12 protein-coding genes are annotated in these 13,962 nt (G+C 52.1%); 11 read left to right on the top strand and 1 reads right to left on the bottom strand.

Annotation, left to right across the window (positions count from 1 at the left end):
• The first annotated feature begins 3 nt into the window (after window positions 1-3).
• The 10 genes from murD (at window position 4) to lpxC (ending at window position 11,947) form a co-directional block, all read left to right on the top strand.
• Complete coding sequence (murD, locus tag JQN73_RS06590; RefSeq protein WP_205322309.1) at window positions 4-1,530, top strand: UDP-N-acetylmuramoyl-L-alanine--D-glutamate ligase; 1,527 nt, start codon at window positions 4-6, stop codon at window positions 1,528-1,530.
• Entirely contained in the window at window positions 1,527-2,780 is a 1,254-nt protein-coding gene (gene ftsW / locus JQN73_RS06585) for a putative lipid II flippase FtsW (RefSeq protein WP_205322308.1), read from the top strand. The genes murD and ftsW overlap by 4 nt, the downstream gene beginning before the upstream one ends.
• Entirely contained in the window at window positions 2,777-3,868 is a 1,092-nt protein-coding gene (gene murG, locus JQN73_RS06580; protein WP_205322307.1) for an undecaprenyldiphospho-muramoylpentapeptide beta-N-acetylglucosaminyltransferase, read from the top strand. Before ftsW ends, murG begins: the two co-directional genes overlap by 4 nt.
• On the top strand, window positions 3,858-5,267 hold the full coding sequence (gene murC / locus JQN73_RS06575; RefSeq protein WP_205322306.1) for a UDP-N-acetylmuramate--L-alanine ligase: 1,410 nt from the start codon (window positions 3,858-3,860) through the stop codon (window positions 5,265-5,267). Before murG ends, murC begins: the two co-directional genes overlap by 11 nt.
• Window positions 5,268-5,435: 168 nt before the next feature.
• Window positions 5,436-6,422: a D-alanine--D-alanine ligase gene (locus JQN73_RS06570; RefSeq protein WP_205322305.1), complete on the top strand. Its 987-nt coding sequence runs from the start codon at window positions 5,436-5,438 to the stop codon at window positions 6,420-6,422.
• A 77-nt stretch (window positions 6,423-6,499) separates the two neighbouring features.
• Window positions 6,500-7,264 carry a cell division protein FtsQ/DivIB gene (locus JQN73_RS06565; protein WP_205322304.1) on the top strand — a complete coding sequence of 255 codons (765 nt, stop codon included), beginning with the start codon at window positions 6,500-6,502 and terminating at the stop codon, window positions 7,262-7,264.
• A 13-nt stretch (window positions 7,265-7,277) separates the two neighbouring features.
• The gene (ftsA, locus tag JQN73_RS06560) at window positions 7,278-8,510 is read left to right on the top strand and encodes a cell division protein FtsA (protein ID WP_205322303.1); all 1,233 of its coding nucleotides are present in this window, start codon (window positions 7,278-7,280) and stop codon (window positions 8,508-8,510) included.
• 228 nt (window positions 8,511-8,738) lie between these two features.
• Complete coding sequence (gene ftsZ / locus JQN73_RS06555; protein WP_205322302.1) at window positions 8,739-9,932, top strand: cell division protein FtsZ; 1,194 nt, start codon at window positions 8,739-8,741, stop codon at window positions 9,930-9,932.
• Between the two features lie 353 nt (window positions 9,933-10,285).
• Window positions 10,286-10,789, top strand: a complete 504-nt coding sequence (locus tag JQN73_RS06550; protein ID WP_205322301.1) for a peroxiredoxin — start codon at window positions 10,286-10,288, stop codon at window positions 10,787-10,789.
• Between the two features lie 222 nt (window positions 10,790-11,011).
• On the top strand, window positions 11,012-11,947 hold the full coding sequence (gene lpxC / locus JQN73_RS06545; RefSeq protein WP_205322300.1) for a UDP-3-O-acyl-N-acetylglucosamine deacetylase: 936 nt from the start codon (window positions 11,012-11,014) through the stop codon (window positions 11,945-11,947).
• Between the two features lie 181 nt (window positions 11,948-12,128).
• Here lpxC and JQN73_RS06540 read toward each other — a convergent pair whose 3' ends face one another.
• The gene (locus JQN73_RS06540) at window positions 12,129-12,536 is read right to left on the bottom strand and encodes a hypothetical protein (protein WP_240162456.1); all 408 of its coding nucleotides are present in this window, start codon (window positions 12,534-12,536) and stop codon (window positions 12,129-12,131) included.
• Window positions 12,537-12,773: 237 nt separating this feature from the next.
• Between JQN73_RS06540 and JQN73_RS06535 the strand changes: the two genes are divergently transcribed.
• A complete protein-coding gene (locus JQN73_RS06535; protein ID WP_205322299.1) occupies window positions 12,774-13,736 on the top strand; it encodes a M23 family metallopeptidase in 963 nt (320 codons plus the stop codon).
• Window positions 13,737-13,962: the final 226 nt, after the last annotated feature.

Below are 13,962 nucleotides of genomic sequence, written 5' to 3'. Positions count from 1 at the left end.
GTAATGAATTACATCGGCAAACATGTTCTGGTACTGGGCCTGGGTGAGTCCGGACTGGCAATGGCATTGTGGTTAGCGCGCTGCGGCGCCGCGCTGCGCGTCGCAGATACGCGAGATTGCCCTGAACGGTTGGCGCAATTGCAGCTGGCCGTCCCTGATGTTGCATTTGTGGGCGGAGCCGAGGGCGGTTGTTTCAGCCCGGTGCTTTTGGACGGCATTGATTTTGTGGCCGTGAGTCCGGGCCTGGCACCAGGCCGGGAGTTGAAAGACATCATTCCGGCAGCTACCTTGGCGGAGATTCCAGTCTGGGGCGAAATTGAACTCTTTGCACAAGCGCTGACTGCTTTGCGCGAAAGCCAGGAATATCACCCTAAAGTAATCGCCATCACCGGTACCAACGGCAAAACCACTGTGACCAGCCTGACCGGTCTGCTATGTCAACGTGCTGGCTTGACGGTGCAGGTCGCTGGCAATATCAGCCCTGCCGCGCTCGACGTTTTGCGCACAGCTTTGGATGAAGAGACCTTGCCGCAGGCTTGGGTGCTGGAGCTATCCAGCTTCCAATTGCATAATACCTATAGCCTGCAAGCGGATGTCGCAACAGTATTGAACGTGACGCAGGATCATCTCGACTGGCATGGTGAGATGGCCGATTACGTTGCAGACAAGGCGCGAATTTTCGGCGAAAACACAATACGCGTATTGAATCGCGATGATTCTCTCGTGATGAAAATGGCAGGACCTAATAGTATTACCTTTGGTGTCGACGAGCCGCATCAGGCACATTGTTTTGGTTTGACGAACGAGAATGGTATGCAATGGCTGGCAGTGGCGGTCGAAGTTGCTGAAGAAAATGAAAGAAAGCGCGGTAAAAAGCATCAGGTCGAGGCATTGCCTATCAGTATCAAGCGCTTAATGCCAGCCGATGCCTTACGCATTCGTGGTCAACATAATGCCGCGAATGCGTTGGCCGCCTTAGCGTTAGGGCGGGCAATTGATTTGCCATTTGCATCTTTGTTGCATGGCTTACGTGAGTATCGTGGCGAGCCACATCGGGTTGAGTTGATCGCCAGTATTGATGGCGTGGAGTACTACGATGACAGCAAAGGCACCAATGTCGGCGCTACCGTTGCCGCCCTGAACGGTTTAGGCCGCGGTCCGGACGGCGGCGCAAGTGCGAACCGGCTGGTATTGATTGCGGGCGGTGAGGGAAAGGGCCAGGATTTTACCCCGATAGCAGAACCGTTAGCGCGCTACGGGCGCGCACTGATCCTGATCGGACGCGACGCCGACGACATTCGTCACGCGGTCAATAGTGAGTTGCTGGCAGCTGGTATCGATATCGTCGACTGCGATACGCTGGCGCAAGCCGTGCAACGTGCGGCTGAACTCGCGCACGCAGGCGACGCTGTGCTGTTATCCCCCGCATGTGCCAGTTTCGATATGTTTCGTAACTATGCGCATCGTGCTGAAGTGTTTGTGGCTGAGGTGCGTGAGTTGGCGCTGGCGCGCGGCGAGGTCAGCCTATGAAATTCGCGTTCCCATTCTTTTCAGGGAGTAGCGATAAGTCTGCGGAAAATCCGCAGGCGTCGGTTCCTGTCCGGGCGTGTTCGGTGGACGGCAAGCCGGGGGTTCAGCGTTCAAAAATGATGGAATACGACCAGCCGCTGGTATGGGTCGTTGTGTTGTTAATGCTGCTTGGGCTTGTGATGGTGTATTCAGCCTCTATCGCATTGCCGGATTCGCCCAAATATGCGAACTATAAAAGCTATAATTTTTTGTTGCGTCAGGCCATTTTTATCTGCGTCTCTCTGGTCGCGGGATTCGTTACTTTTCGTATTCGGATCGCCTCCTGGCAACGCTGGGCACCATATTTGTTTGTGATTACCCTGGTCTTGCTTGCGATGGTGCTGGTGCCGGGCTTAGGGAAAGGCGTCAATGGCGCAAAGCGCTGGCTTTCGTTTCGCGTCTTCAATTTACAGCCTTCGGAATTAATGAAGCTGTTCATCGTCCTTTACGCGGCCAACTATACGGTGCGTAAACAAGAGGTCATGCACAAGCTGACGAAGGGTTTTTTACCCATGACGGCCGCGGTCGGCGTAGTTGGACTATTGCTGATGCTGGAGCCGGATCTTGGCGCACTCGGCGTGATCGTTTGTATTGCAATGGGGATCTTGTTTTTAGGTGGCATCAACGGTATCTGGTTTGGCGGCATTACCGCAATGCTGGCGGTGATGTTCTCGCTCGTGATCTGGTTATCGCCGTGGCGGCGGGAACGCATTTTCGCCTACCTTAATCCGTGGGATCAAGATAACGCATTAGGTAAGGCGTACCAACTTTCGCATTCGTTGATTGCATTCGGGCGCGGAGAAATCTTCGGCGTCGGCCTTGGTGCAAGCGTTGAAAAATTACATTATTTGCCGGAAGCACATACTGACTTTTTGCTGGCGGTCATTGGTGAAGAGTTGGGCTTTGTCGGCGTGTTGTTCGTAGTGATGATGTTTTACTGGATTATCAAACGCGCATTTGAAATTGGCCGTCAGGCGATTGCCATGGAGCAGGTTTTTGCAGGCTTAACTGCGAAAGGTATCGGCATTTGGATTGGTGTACAGACGTTTATTAATATGGGCGTCAATCTTGGCTTGTTGCCGACTAAGGGATTGACCTTGCCACTGATGAGTTACGGTGGCTCTGGCGTCTTGATTAATTGCATCGGACTGGCAATCTTGTTGAGGATTGATTACGAGAACAGAGTCATGATGCGGGGAGGCCGGCAATGAAAAAATTGCTCATTATGGCGGCCGGAACGGGTGGACATATTTTCCCCGGCTTAGCGATTGCCGAAACCATGCGGCAACGCGGTTGGCAGGTAACCTGGCTTGGTACGACCCATGGGATGGAAGGCGATCTGGTGCCGCCGCACGGGATTGAGATGGATCGCATCGCGTTTTCTGGTTTACGCGGAAAAGGTCTTGCGCATACATTACGCGGCGCGTGGCGTTTGTTGGCCAGTTTCCCCGCTTGTTTCAGTTTCATCGGACGGCGCAAACCTCACGTCATACTCGGTATGGGTGGTTACGTGACTGTGCCGGGTGGGGTGATGGCCCGGTTGCGCAAGGTTCCATTGGTATTGGTGAATGCGGACGCAGCATTGTTGTTGTCGAATAAAGTATTAACGCCATTAGCGCAACGCGTGTTGTTTGGCTTTCCAGCAGAATTTGGTAGCGCTGCTGCCAAAGCGCAGGTGACCGGGAATCCGGTTAGACAGGAAATCCTGCAATTACCTTTGCCTGAGCAACGTTATGGTGGTCGTATCGGCCCCTTGCGTATATTAGTCGTTGGCGGCAGTCTGGGTGCCAAGGCTCTCAATGATTGTTTGCCGGCAGCACTGGCTTTAATCCCGGTCGAGTCGCGGCCTGGCGTGACGCATCAGTCGGGAAAACAACATATTGCCGCATTGCAGGCGGCTTATAAAGCGGCAGGTGTCGCTGCGGAAGTGGTGGCATTTATCGATGATATGCCGCGCCGCTATGCCGACGCCGATCTGGTGATCTGCCGTGCCGGGGCAATTACGGTATCGGAATTGACAGCGGCGGGTGTTGCCAGCGTGTTGATCCCATTGGTGGCGTCGACTACCTCGCACCAACGGGAAAATGCGCGATGGATGGCCACGAAAAAAGCGGCAATTCATTTGCCGCAGTGCGACTTGAGCAAAGAGCGTTTGTCTGGATTGTTGATGCGTATGACGCGCCAAGATTGCCAGTCGATGGCACAGGCGGCCTATGAAAATGGCCGCCGTGATGCAAATCTAGCCATCGCGCAGGTTCTCGAAGAATATGTAAGTACGGAAAGTAGTCATGAAACATAAAGTAAAAAATATTCACTTTGTTGGTATCGGCGGCTCTGGAATGAGCGGCATCGCGGAAGTATTGCTGAACCTTGGCTACACAGTTTCCGGCTCCGATCTCGGCAGCAATGACGCAACCCGTCGATTGGCCAAACTGGGTGCTAAAGTCATCTTGGGTCACGCTGCGGAAAATATTCTGGGCGCTAACGCCATCGTCACCTCGACGGCGGTGAAAGCAGATAATCCGGAAGTATTGGCCGGTCGCGAAAACCATATTCCCATCGTGCCACGTGCCGTGATGTTGGCAGAACTGATGCGCCTTAAGCGCGGCATAGCCATTGCCGGTACGCATGGTAAAACGACGACCACAAGCCTGGTCGCCAGTGTGTTGGCTGAAGGAGGATTGGATCCTACTTTTGTTATCGGTGGCCGGCTGACCAGCGCTGGCGCAAATGCCAAATTGGGCTCAGGGGACTTTATCGTTGCCGAGGCGGATGAATCGGATGCATCGTTTCTGAATTTATCGCCGGTGATTGAGGTCATTACCAACATCGATGCCGATCATATGGAAACGTATGATCACGACTTCAATAAGTTAAAGCAGGCTTTTGTTGAGTTTACCCAGCGGTTGCCGTTCTACGGAGTGGCTGTTTTGTGCATCGACGACGCAAATATCCGCGACATCATGCCGCAGATTTCCAAACCGATCACGACTTACGGGTTCCATGCAGAGGCGCAAGTGCGCGCGATTGATGCCAGGCCTGTTGCCGGGCACATGCAATTTACGGTGATTCAGGAAGGTTACGCACCAATGCCGATCAGCCTCAATCAGCCCGGCATGCACAACGTTCAAAATGCTTGTGCAGCAGTTGCGATTGCACGGGAACTGGGGGTTGCCGATGGTGCGATCCAGAAAGCTTTGACGGAATTTCATGGCGTTGGTCGCCGTTTCACCCGATACGGAGAAATCTCCGTTCCTGTCAGGTCCGGCCAGTCCACCGGCACTTATGCATTGGTTGACGATTACGGCCACCATCCGGTCGAAACTACGGCCACGATTTCAGCTGCACGCGGTGCCTATCCGGGCCGGCGCCTGGTGTTGGCATTTCAGCCGCATCGCTATACGCGCACGCGAGATTTGTTTGATGATTTCGTCAAAGTATTGTCGACTGTCGATGTGCTGGTTCTCGCAGAGGTTTATGCTGCTGGCGAAATGCCTATCGTGGCAGCAGATGGGCGCGCATTGGCCCACGCGTTGCGCGTTGCAGGAATGGCTGAGCTGGTATTCGTTGAAAAAATTACAGATATGCACGCGGCGCTTGTCAACATTGTGCGGGATGGCGACGTTGTTGTGACGATGGGCGCAGGTTCCATCAGCAGCGTGCCCGCGCAATTGGTCAATCAAGCTGCGCCGGACTAATTTTTCAGATGCGTTTTGCGCCGAAAAATGATTTTTTTTGCGTCCATTGATGATTAAGGCTACGCGTAAAACAGTAAGCGATATACATTAGTAGTACGGTAAAAAAACCGCAAAAAAATACCGTAATGGCGACGTGAAAGTAACAGTGGGCAAGCTAGTGAGCGAAAGATGAGTACAAAATCTATGACACAGCAATTCGGAAAAGTCGGTGTCCTGTTCGGCGGGCGATCAGCTGAGCGCGAGGTATCGAAAATGTCCGGCAACGGCGTGGTGCAAGCGCTGAAAAACCAAGGCGTTGATGCGCATCTGTTTGATCCGGCAGAACGTAGTCTGGCAGAACTGGCGGCGGAGAATTTTGATCGTGTCTTTATCGCCTTACATGGCCGCTTTGGCGAAGATGGCACGATGCAAGGTGCGCTGGAACAGTTAGGTATTCCTTACACCGGCCCGGGCGTGATGGCGTCCGCAATTGCGATGGATAAAGTAATGAGCAAGCGTGTCTGGCAGAGCTTGAATTTGCCGACACCGCGGTTTCTCGTATTGGACTCAGCAACCGCGTCCAGTGAAGAGTTGCGTCAATTGCCAGATGCGTTGGGTTTGCCGTTAATGCTGAAAGCCCCGCATGAAGGTTCGACTATCGGCATCAGCAAAGTTACCGGCTATGCAGACATTGACGAGGGTTTCGCCCTATGTGCGAAATACGATGAGGCTGTGTTGGCGGAGGAATTTATCAGCGGACGTGAGCTGACCGTGCCGGTATTGGGTTTCGGCCGTACCGCACGCGCGTTACCGATCGTTGAAATTTGTGCGCCGGACGGCAACTACGACTATCAGCATAAGTATTTTACTAACGACACCACTTATTTATGTCCAGCACCATTGGACGACGCATTGACCCGGCACATTCAGTCACTGGCAGTGCAGGCTTTTAATGCGATTGGCTGCAGAGGCTGGGCGCGGGTTGATTTCATGCTGCGCGAAAGTGATGATGCGCCGTTTATTTTGGAAATCAACACGTCGCCGGGTATGACCAGTCACTCACTGGTGCCGATGTCGGCCAAACAGGACGGGTCAAGTTACGAAGAACTATGTGTCGAAATACTGGCCTCGGCCTCACTTGAACTAAGGCACGAAAACAAGGAAACGCCGATCTGAAAAGAACGCTGTTTCGAGGCAAGAAAATATTGGTTGAAATCAATGCGTAACAAATACGAGCGATAAAGATAGCAATTATGTGGCAAGACATCAAAATATTGAATGCGACTTCCAATGCCCTGTTCGGGCTGGTTTTGCTCGTCTTAGTAGCATCCGGCGTTTGGTGGCTGGCACAACGCCCGATGTTTACGTTGAAGGTCATTCGGGTTGAGGGTGCTGGGCAAAGTGAGATTCGCAGGGTGAATCCATTGACGATTCGTGCCAGTGCATTGCCACGAATCAAGGGCAATTTCTTTACCGCCAATCTGGATTCGGTCCGCACCGCGTTTGAGTCTGTTCCGTGGGTGCGCAAAGCTTCGGTGCAACGCGAATGGCCGAATCAATTGGTTGTGACGATTGAGGAGCATCAACCGTTGGGGACGTGGGACGACGACGGACGTTTGTTGTCGGTAAAAGGGGATTTATTTATTGCAAATCTGGATGAGGCTGAAGAGGACGGAGACCTGCTTAAATTCGCTGGCCCCATCGGCAGCGAGAAAGACGTTCTTGCACGCTTTGCGGATTTTAAAAAATGGTTTGCGCCGCTCAAATTAACTCCTACAGATGTAGAACTTTCTCCGCGTTATGCGTGGAGCGTTAAATTGGATAACGGCATGACCGTGGCGTTAGGCCGGGAACAAAATAAGGCGACTTTGCAAGATCGGGTGGCTCGATTGGTCGAGATTTATCCGCAATTGGTAGCGCGGTTGCAGAATCGAATTGAAAGTGTGGATATGCGTTATCCGAATGGTCTGGCGTTAAAGGCAAGTGGCCTTGGTGCGGGATTGGGAAATAAAAAATAATAAGCGGAAAATTATGACTAAAGACGCAAAAAACTTGATCGTAGGCCTCGACATCGGCACCTCCAAAGTGGTGGCGGTGGTGGCCGAAGTCCTTCCTGACGGACGGCATGAAGTGATCGGACTGGGTCAGCATGAGTCGCGAGGATTAAAAAAGGGGGTCGTGGTCAACATTGAAGCCACCGTAGAGTCGATTCAGCGCGCGCTGGAGGAGGCCGAATTGATGGCGGATTGTAAAATCCGCAATGTGTACACGGGGATTGCCGGTAGCCACATACGCAGCTTCAATTCCAGCGGGATGGTGGCGATCAAGGATAAGGAAGTGACGGCAGCGGACGTTTCTCGGGTGATTGAAACGGCGAAGGCGGTCAACATTCCGACGGATCAGCAACTACTGCACACGGTGCCACAAGAGTTTATCGTCGATAGCCAGGACGATGTGCGTGAACCAATCGGAATGAGCGGTATCCGACTTGAGGTGAAGGTGCATATTGTCACCGGCGCGGTATCGGCCGTGCAGAATATCGTCAAATGCATACGGCGTTGCGGTCTTGAAGTTTCGGACCTGATTTTGCAACCAATGGCCTCCGCTGATGCTGTGCTCACCACGGACGAGAAAGAGCTAGGCGTAGTGCTGGTTGATATTGGGGGCGGGACGACGGATGTCGCGGTGTTCACGGAAGGTGCCATTCGCCACACGGCCGTGATCCCGATTGCAGGCGATCAGATAACCAATGATATCGCGATGGCTTTACGAACACCGACCGCGGAAGCAGAAGAAATCAAGCTGCGCTACGGTGTGGCAAAACAGATTTTGGCCGATCCGGGCGAAACGTTGGAAGTGCCTGGCCTGGGTGATCGCAACTCACGCACCTTGTCACGCCAGGCGCTGGCCGCGGTGATCGAGCCACGTGTCGAAGAGTTGTTCGCACTGGTGCATCAGGTGGTGCGCGAGTCGGGTTACGAAGAAGTTTTGTCGAGCGGTATTGTGTTGACCGGTGGGTCGGCTCTCATGCCCGGCATGATCGAACTGGCAGAAGATATTTTCCTGAAGCCAGCACGTTTAGGTACGCCGCATTACAACGGTCAATTGGCCGATGTCGTTCGCAGCCCGCGTTACTCGACGGTGTTGGGTTTGTTATTGGAAGCGAAAAAGCAATATCTGCGCGGCTACATTGTGACGCGTCAGGAAGGCTCTGCGAAAGCAGTGTGGCAGCGTATGAAAGAATGGTTTTTGGGGAATTTTTAAGGGCGGGCGCAATTGCAGTAAGGGGCGTAGTACAAGATAAGAAAAGTAACGGGAAGTGTAAGAACAAAAGCAGATTGAGTAAAGAAGCAGAAGAGCGCAGCAGATGTGGAATACATTATTTAAATTCGCGTGGTTAATGTTGTTTGTGTAGCGCGCAGTTGTCAGTTGCTAGGCCTCACACCGCGTGATGCCTATTGACTGGATGCTGCAACTTTATAAGGAAACATCATGGAAATCGATATACTTGACAATGCAACGCTGGGTACCGTGATTAAAGTCGTTGGCGTCGGTGGCGCTGGTGGCAATGCGGTGCAACACATGATCAACAAAGGTGTTTCGGGAGTGGAGTTTATCGCTGCCAATACCGATGCCCAGGCCCTGAAACACTCCAAAGCGCATAACGTGATCCAGATCGGTGAAACTGGTTTGGGTGCAGGGATGAAGCCTGAAGTCGGCCGCCAGCTGGCCGAAGAATCACGCGCACGAATTGAAGATGCGTTACGTGGTGCACACATGGTATTTATCGCCGCTGGTATGGGTGGTGGTACCGGTACAGGTGCTGCGCCGGTAGTCGCTCAAATCGCCAAGGAACTGGGCGCGCTGACAGTCGCCGTTGTATCTAAGCCGTTCTCGTACGAAGGCCAGAAATGCATGGACCTCGCCGATGAAGGTTTGGAAGCGCTGTCGCAACACGTGGATTCGCTGATTATTATTCTCAACGAAAAGCTTGAAGAGATTTACGAAGACGACAGCATGGTCGAATGGCTGGAACACGCCGATGATGTCCTCAACAATGCCGTCGCCGGGATTGCGGAAATTATCAACGTTCCGGGCCATATTAATGTCGACTTTAATGACGTTAAGACGATCATGGGTGAGCAAGGCAAGGCGATGATGGGCACAGCGACTGCACATGGCGTTGATCGCGCGCGTTTGGCCGCAGAGCAGGCAGTTGCGTCGCCATTGCTGGATGGTATCGATCTGTCGGGTGCGCGTGGCGTGTTGGTTAATGTCACTGCAAGCCGCAGCCTGAAGGGTAAGGAAATCAAAGAAGTGATGGCGACCGTGCGTGCCTTTGCAGCACCGGATGCCTCGATTGCGCAAGGAATCGCTTACGACGAGACCATGGGTGACGATATTCGCGTTACCGTAGTCGCAACAGGTTTGGGCCGTGCCCGCAAATCGGTACAATTGGTGCAGCCGCAAATGCTGCGCACCGGAACACACAATGAACCGATGATGCAACATGGTCATGCCAACTCCCACTCTCACTCTGTGGGCCACGGCGGCTCGGCATTTGACGGAATGAAAGCGCCAGCTGTATGGCGTCGTGAATCCGCTTCTGATACCGTGCGCGCACTGGAAAAGAATGGCATGGAAACTTATGACATTCCAGCTTTTCTGCGCAAGCAAGCGGATTAGTCGAACCCGTTTTATCGCTATCTGAAGCAATTGCAGGCGCACTTTGTTGGCGGTGGGTCCGGCATCTGATGTCGGCCGCAAAAATGCCTTGGACCCAGCAGAAATATTGGGAAAGAGGCATACTCAAAAACGTCGTGACCTTTCGGGGGCGGCGTTTTTTTGTTTTTATTTAGAAATAAGCACAGGAAAAAGCACAGAAAAAAGCGCAAAAAAAGCGGAGTGACATGTCATCGACGACATAAAACCGATGTATTCCGCTTCGCAACATTATTCGATAGCATCACAAAAGTGGTGAGCAAGAATGAGTCATTCCGTAATACCAAAAAAACCATTTAGATCTAAGGACAATCATTATGACCATCAAAATCGGCGATACCTTGCCTGAAGGCCAATTAGCAGAATTCATTGAAACTGAAACAGAAGGCTGTTCGTTAGGGCCGAATACGTTCAATGTCAGCGATTTAATGAAAGGTAAGAAAATTGCTTTGTTTGCCGTACCGGGTGCCTTTACACCGACTTGCTCAGCCAAGCATCTGCCGGGCTATGTGCAACACGCTGCAGAGTTCAAAGCCAAGGGCGTCGATGAAATTTGGGCTATCTCAGTGAACGATGCGTTCGTTATGGGTGCCTGGGGCCGTGACCAAAAAGCGACGGGCAGCGTGCGCTTGCTGGCTGATGGAAATGCCTCTTTCGTTAAGGCCCTGGGCCTGGACGCGGACTTCAGTAAAAACGGCATGGGCATCCGCTCGCAACGTTTTTCTGCGTTTATCGACGATGGCGTCGTAAAGCAATTGAACATTGAAGAGCCGCGCACATTTGAGGTGTCGACTGCTGAAGTGTTGCTGTCACAAATTTAATAAATAAATAGTGCAATTTTTGTCTGAATAGTGAATTGCATGACTGGTTAGAGATTAAACGGTGCGGATGCGCCGTTTTTTTTTCGCTGGTGGTGGCTGAGAGCCATCTAAACTGACCTTTCGTACCGATGCGCGTCTCTTAGGCTGCGATTCGTGTTTTTTATCCCACAAAATCTACACATCGTTACGGTAGATGCTTTCTGCAACACCTATAATGGTCACATGTTGAAACAACGCACCATCAAAAAACTCGTCAAAACCGTTGGTATCGGATTGCATTCCGGGACCAAGGTCGAACTGACCTTGCGCCCGGCAGCGATTAATACCGGCATTGTTTTCCGTCGTATTGATCTTGACCCGGTTATCGACTTTCCGGCCACTGCTACCGGGGTCGGGGATACCCGCATGGCGTCCGTGCTATCGAAAGACGGTCATCGGGTGTCAACGGTCGAGCATTTGCTATCTGCCTGCGCCGGCCTCGGTGTTGATAATTTATATGTCGACCTGACAGCGGAAGAAATTCCCATCATGGACGGTTCCGCCTCGTCGTTTGTATTTTTGCTTCAGCAAGCGGGGCTGGAAGAACAGGGCGCTGCAAAGAAATTTATTCGTATTAAAAAGACAGTGGAAGTTCGTGAAGGCCAGGGCGACAAGGAAAAGTGGGCGCGCCTGGAACCGTGTGACGGCTTCAAACTGAAATTTTTCATTGAATTCCATCATCCTGCCGTAGATGGGACGGGGCAAACCGCGGAGGTCGATTTCAGCATCGAATCCTATGTGACAGAAATCGCCCGCGCGCGGACTTTTGGCTTTATGCAGGATGTCGAAACGTTGCGTGGAATGGGTCTGGCACGCGGCGGTTCGCTAGAAAACGCCATCGTAATGGATGAGTACCGGATTTTGAATAGCGATGGCTTGCGGTACGAAAACGAATTTGTGCGACACAAAATACTGGATGCAATCGGAGATTTGTATTTGATCGGGCATCCGCTATTAGCGAGCTATAGCGCCCACAAATCCGGTCACGCAATGAATAACCAGTTGCTGCGCGCTCTGCTTGCGCAACCTGATGCATACGAAATTGTCAGTTTTGAAAACCTCGCCTCGGCTCCTGACACCTATCAGCGTCAGGTGGAACAGGAATGGGCTTTAAACTAAACATCATCGCCATCTCTGGGGCGCGTTGTTTAAAGTTAATTAGCCGCATTTAGGGCTAATTAGCCGCATATGGATGCTGAACGTTAACGATATTTAACGTTGCGCGCTCCTGATCGTCAGCGATCTTCTAACGGCTGCCTGTGGCCAATTCCAGGTTCCGCCGCATCGGCTATCTCCTCCGCTACCTATTTTGCTCATCGGTATATCTTTTGACCATTGTCGCCAGAGCGGCTTTCAATGCCTCGTTCCGGGGTGATGTTTCCAACGCGCCAGCCAAATGGGTAAATGCTGAAACTGCCGACGGGGTCAGACTGAACTGTTTGACCGGCGTCAGTTTTTGCAAGGCTTGGCTTACTTGTACTTTGATACGGATTCCGTTAACCTGCCAGTTCTCCGAAAGTAAGTAATTTTGAAGTTTGGGCAGCTGTTGCTTTAATTTTGTTGCCAATGCAGCATTCGGAGCTGACAGAACCAGCTGACCTGCCTCGAAATGTAATACTTCGCATGCTTCGAACATGCTCGGCAACCCAGCTGCGCACTGCTTTTGCAATGCCGCCATCCGTGTAAGGGTCGGGAGCAACGCCGCCATTTTGTCATTCCCACGGAGGAAATCAGTGGCATCTCGAGAGATCGATTTGGAAGACTTTGAGCTGGTCGCCCCTTGCACAAATGAAGAGGAAAATGAGAGTTTACGCATGATCACGAAACGATATCACACCTATGGTGCTAAGGGCGACCTTCATTCCGGTTGCGGCGACGCATGCGCGCTGCCTTTACGACTTTCGCTAAAGTTGCGATCCGAGTCCAGGATGGACGAGCGGTCACGATGCAAGTAATTCTGCTGCATCCGCGGTTCTCACGCGCCAAATCGATGACGCTTGCTGGACGCCACATTGTGCTACTCATCGCTTTTTTTCTTATGGCGGTCCTGGCGACGACTGCGCTCCTGTATTTTCTGCTCTTCCGCTTTGCCTCACCCGGTATTTTGCCTTTTGTTCAGGCGAAAATCGCGTTCTCAACCGCAAGTGACACCGCTGATAGCGAAAAATTTCTGAAAGAAAATCTCGCCGCGATGGCGATCAAATTAGGCCAGATGCAAGCGCAGTTATTGCGGCTCGATGCCTTGGGCGAGCGCGTTCAGGGCCTGGCCGGGATCAAGCCGGAGGAGTTTAATTTCAAAGAAGTGCCTGGGAGTGGTGGCGTAGAGTCGTCCGATTTGGATGGGCGAAAACCGCAGGCATTCGGGATGTCCGAATTTCAGTTCGCGCTGGACGCCATGGGGCGCGATATCGGCCATCGTGCCGACTATATGGATGTGCTTGAAACGACGCTGATGAGCGACAAAATTAAAGCAAAGCTGTTGCCGACCAATCAACCAGTGCAAGCAAATTACAACTCATCCAGTTTTGGATGGCGGGTGGATCCATTTACCGGTCGTAGCGCGTTCCATGAAGGTCTCGACTTCCCCGTCCTGCCCGGCTCGCCGATCGTGGCTGCTGCTGCCGGAGTAGTCATCTCCGCGGAATACCATGCCGCCTATGGCAATATGCTTGACATTGATCACGGTAACGGTATTGTTACCCGTTACGCGCACGCGTCGCGGTTGCTGGTAAAGGTGGGAGATATCGTAAAACGCGGACAACGTGTCGCCGATAGCGGCAGCACCGGACGCTCGACCGGGCCACACCTGCATTTTGAAGTCAGAATCAAAGATGTGGCACAAGATCCGCGCAAATTCCTTGCCGCTGGTACCGATCAGGCAAAAATGGCGGGATTGCTAGGTAATTAGTTGTTTTATTAATCTTTTTTTGCGGTTTTCAAAGTTTGACCCCGCTATAAATTGGCGACGTTGGGATTGTTTCCTGCCGCATAACCCCAACGTGACGAAGGTCACATGATAAAATCTTGTACTTATTTAGTTATAGGACTTACGTAAGCCCGCTAACCGACCATTCGTAAAGTCTTTGTTGGTATGCGTTCACAGGGTAATATTGCGTAAATCTTAAGTTTAGGCT

The sequence above is a fragment of the Glaciimonas sp. PAMC28666 genome, from assembly GCF_016917355.1.
In the GTDB taxonomy this organism is placed as follows: Bacteria; Pseudomonadota; Gammaproteobacteria; order Burkholderiales; family Burkholderiaceae_D; genus Glaciimonas.
Note: the sequence above shows the minus strand (reverse complement) of the source record. Positions and strands in the feature narration are given on the sequence as shown.

Bases quoted from the DNA above. Each gene is read 5' to 3' on its own strand.
- ftsZ (WP_205322302.1), top strand. From the start codon at position 8,739: ATGGAAATCGATATACTTGACAATGCAACGCTGGGTACCGTGATTAAA.
- lpxC (WP_205322300.1), top strand. From the start codon at position 11,012: ATGTTGAAACAACGCACCATCAAAAAACTCGTCAAAACCGTTGGTATC.
- JQN73_RS06540 (WP_240162456.1), bottom strand. From the start codon at position 12,536: ATGGCGGCGTTGCTCCCGACCCTTACACGGATGGCGGCATTGCAAAAG.
- ftsA (WP_205322303.1), top strand. From the start codon at position 7,278: ATGACTAAAGACGCAAAAAACTTGATCGTAGGCCTCGACATCGGCACC.
- ftsW (WP_205322308.1), top strand. From the start codon at position 1,527: ATGAAATTCGCGTTCCCATTCTTTTCAGGGAGTAGCGATAAGTCTGCG.
- murC (WP_205322306.1), top strand. From the start codon at position 3,858: ATGAAACATAAAGTAAAAAATATTCACTTTGTTGGTATCGGCGGCTCT.
- JQN73_RS06535 (WP_205322299.1), top strand. From the start codon at position 12,774: ATGCAAGTAATTCTGCTGCATCCGCGGTTCTCACGCGCCAAATCGATG.
- murG (WP_205322307.1), top strand. From the start codon at position 2,777: ATGAAAAAATTGCTCATTATGGCGGCCGGAACGGGTGGACATATTTTC.
- JQN73_RS06565 (WP_205322304.1), top strand. From the start codon at position 6,500: ATGTGGCAAGACATCAAAATATTGAATGCGACTTCCAATGCCCTGTTC.
- JQN73_RS06550 (WP_205322301.1), top strand. From the start codon at position 10,286: ATGACCATCAAAATCGGCGATACCTTGCCTGAAGGCCAATTAGCAGAA.
- JQN73_RS06570 (WP_205322305.1), top strand. From the start codon at position 5,436: ATGAGTACAAAATCTATGACACAGCAATTCGGAAAAGTCGGTGTCCTG.
- murD (WP_205322309.1), top strand. From the start codon at position 4: ATGAATTACATCGGCAAACATGTTCTGGTACTGGGCCTGGGTGAGTCC.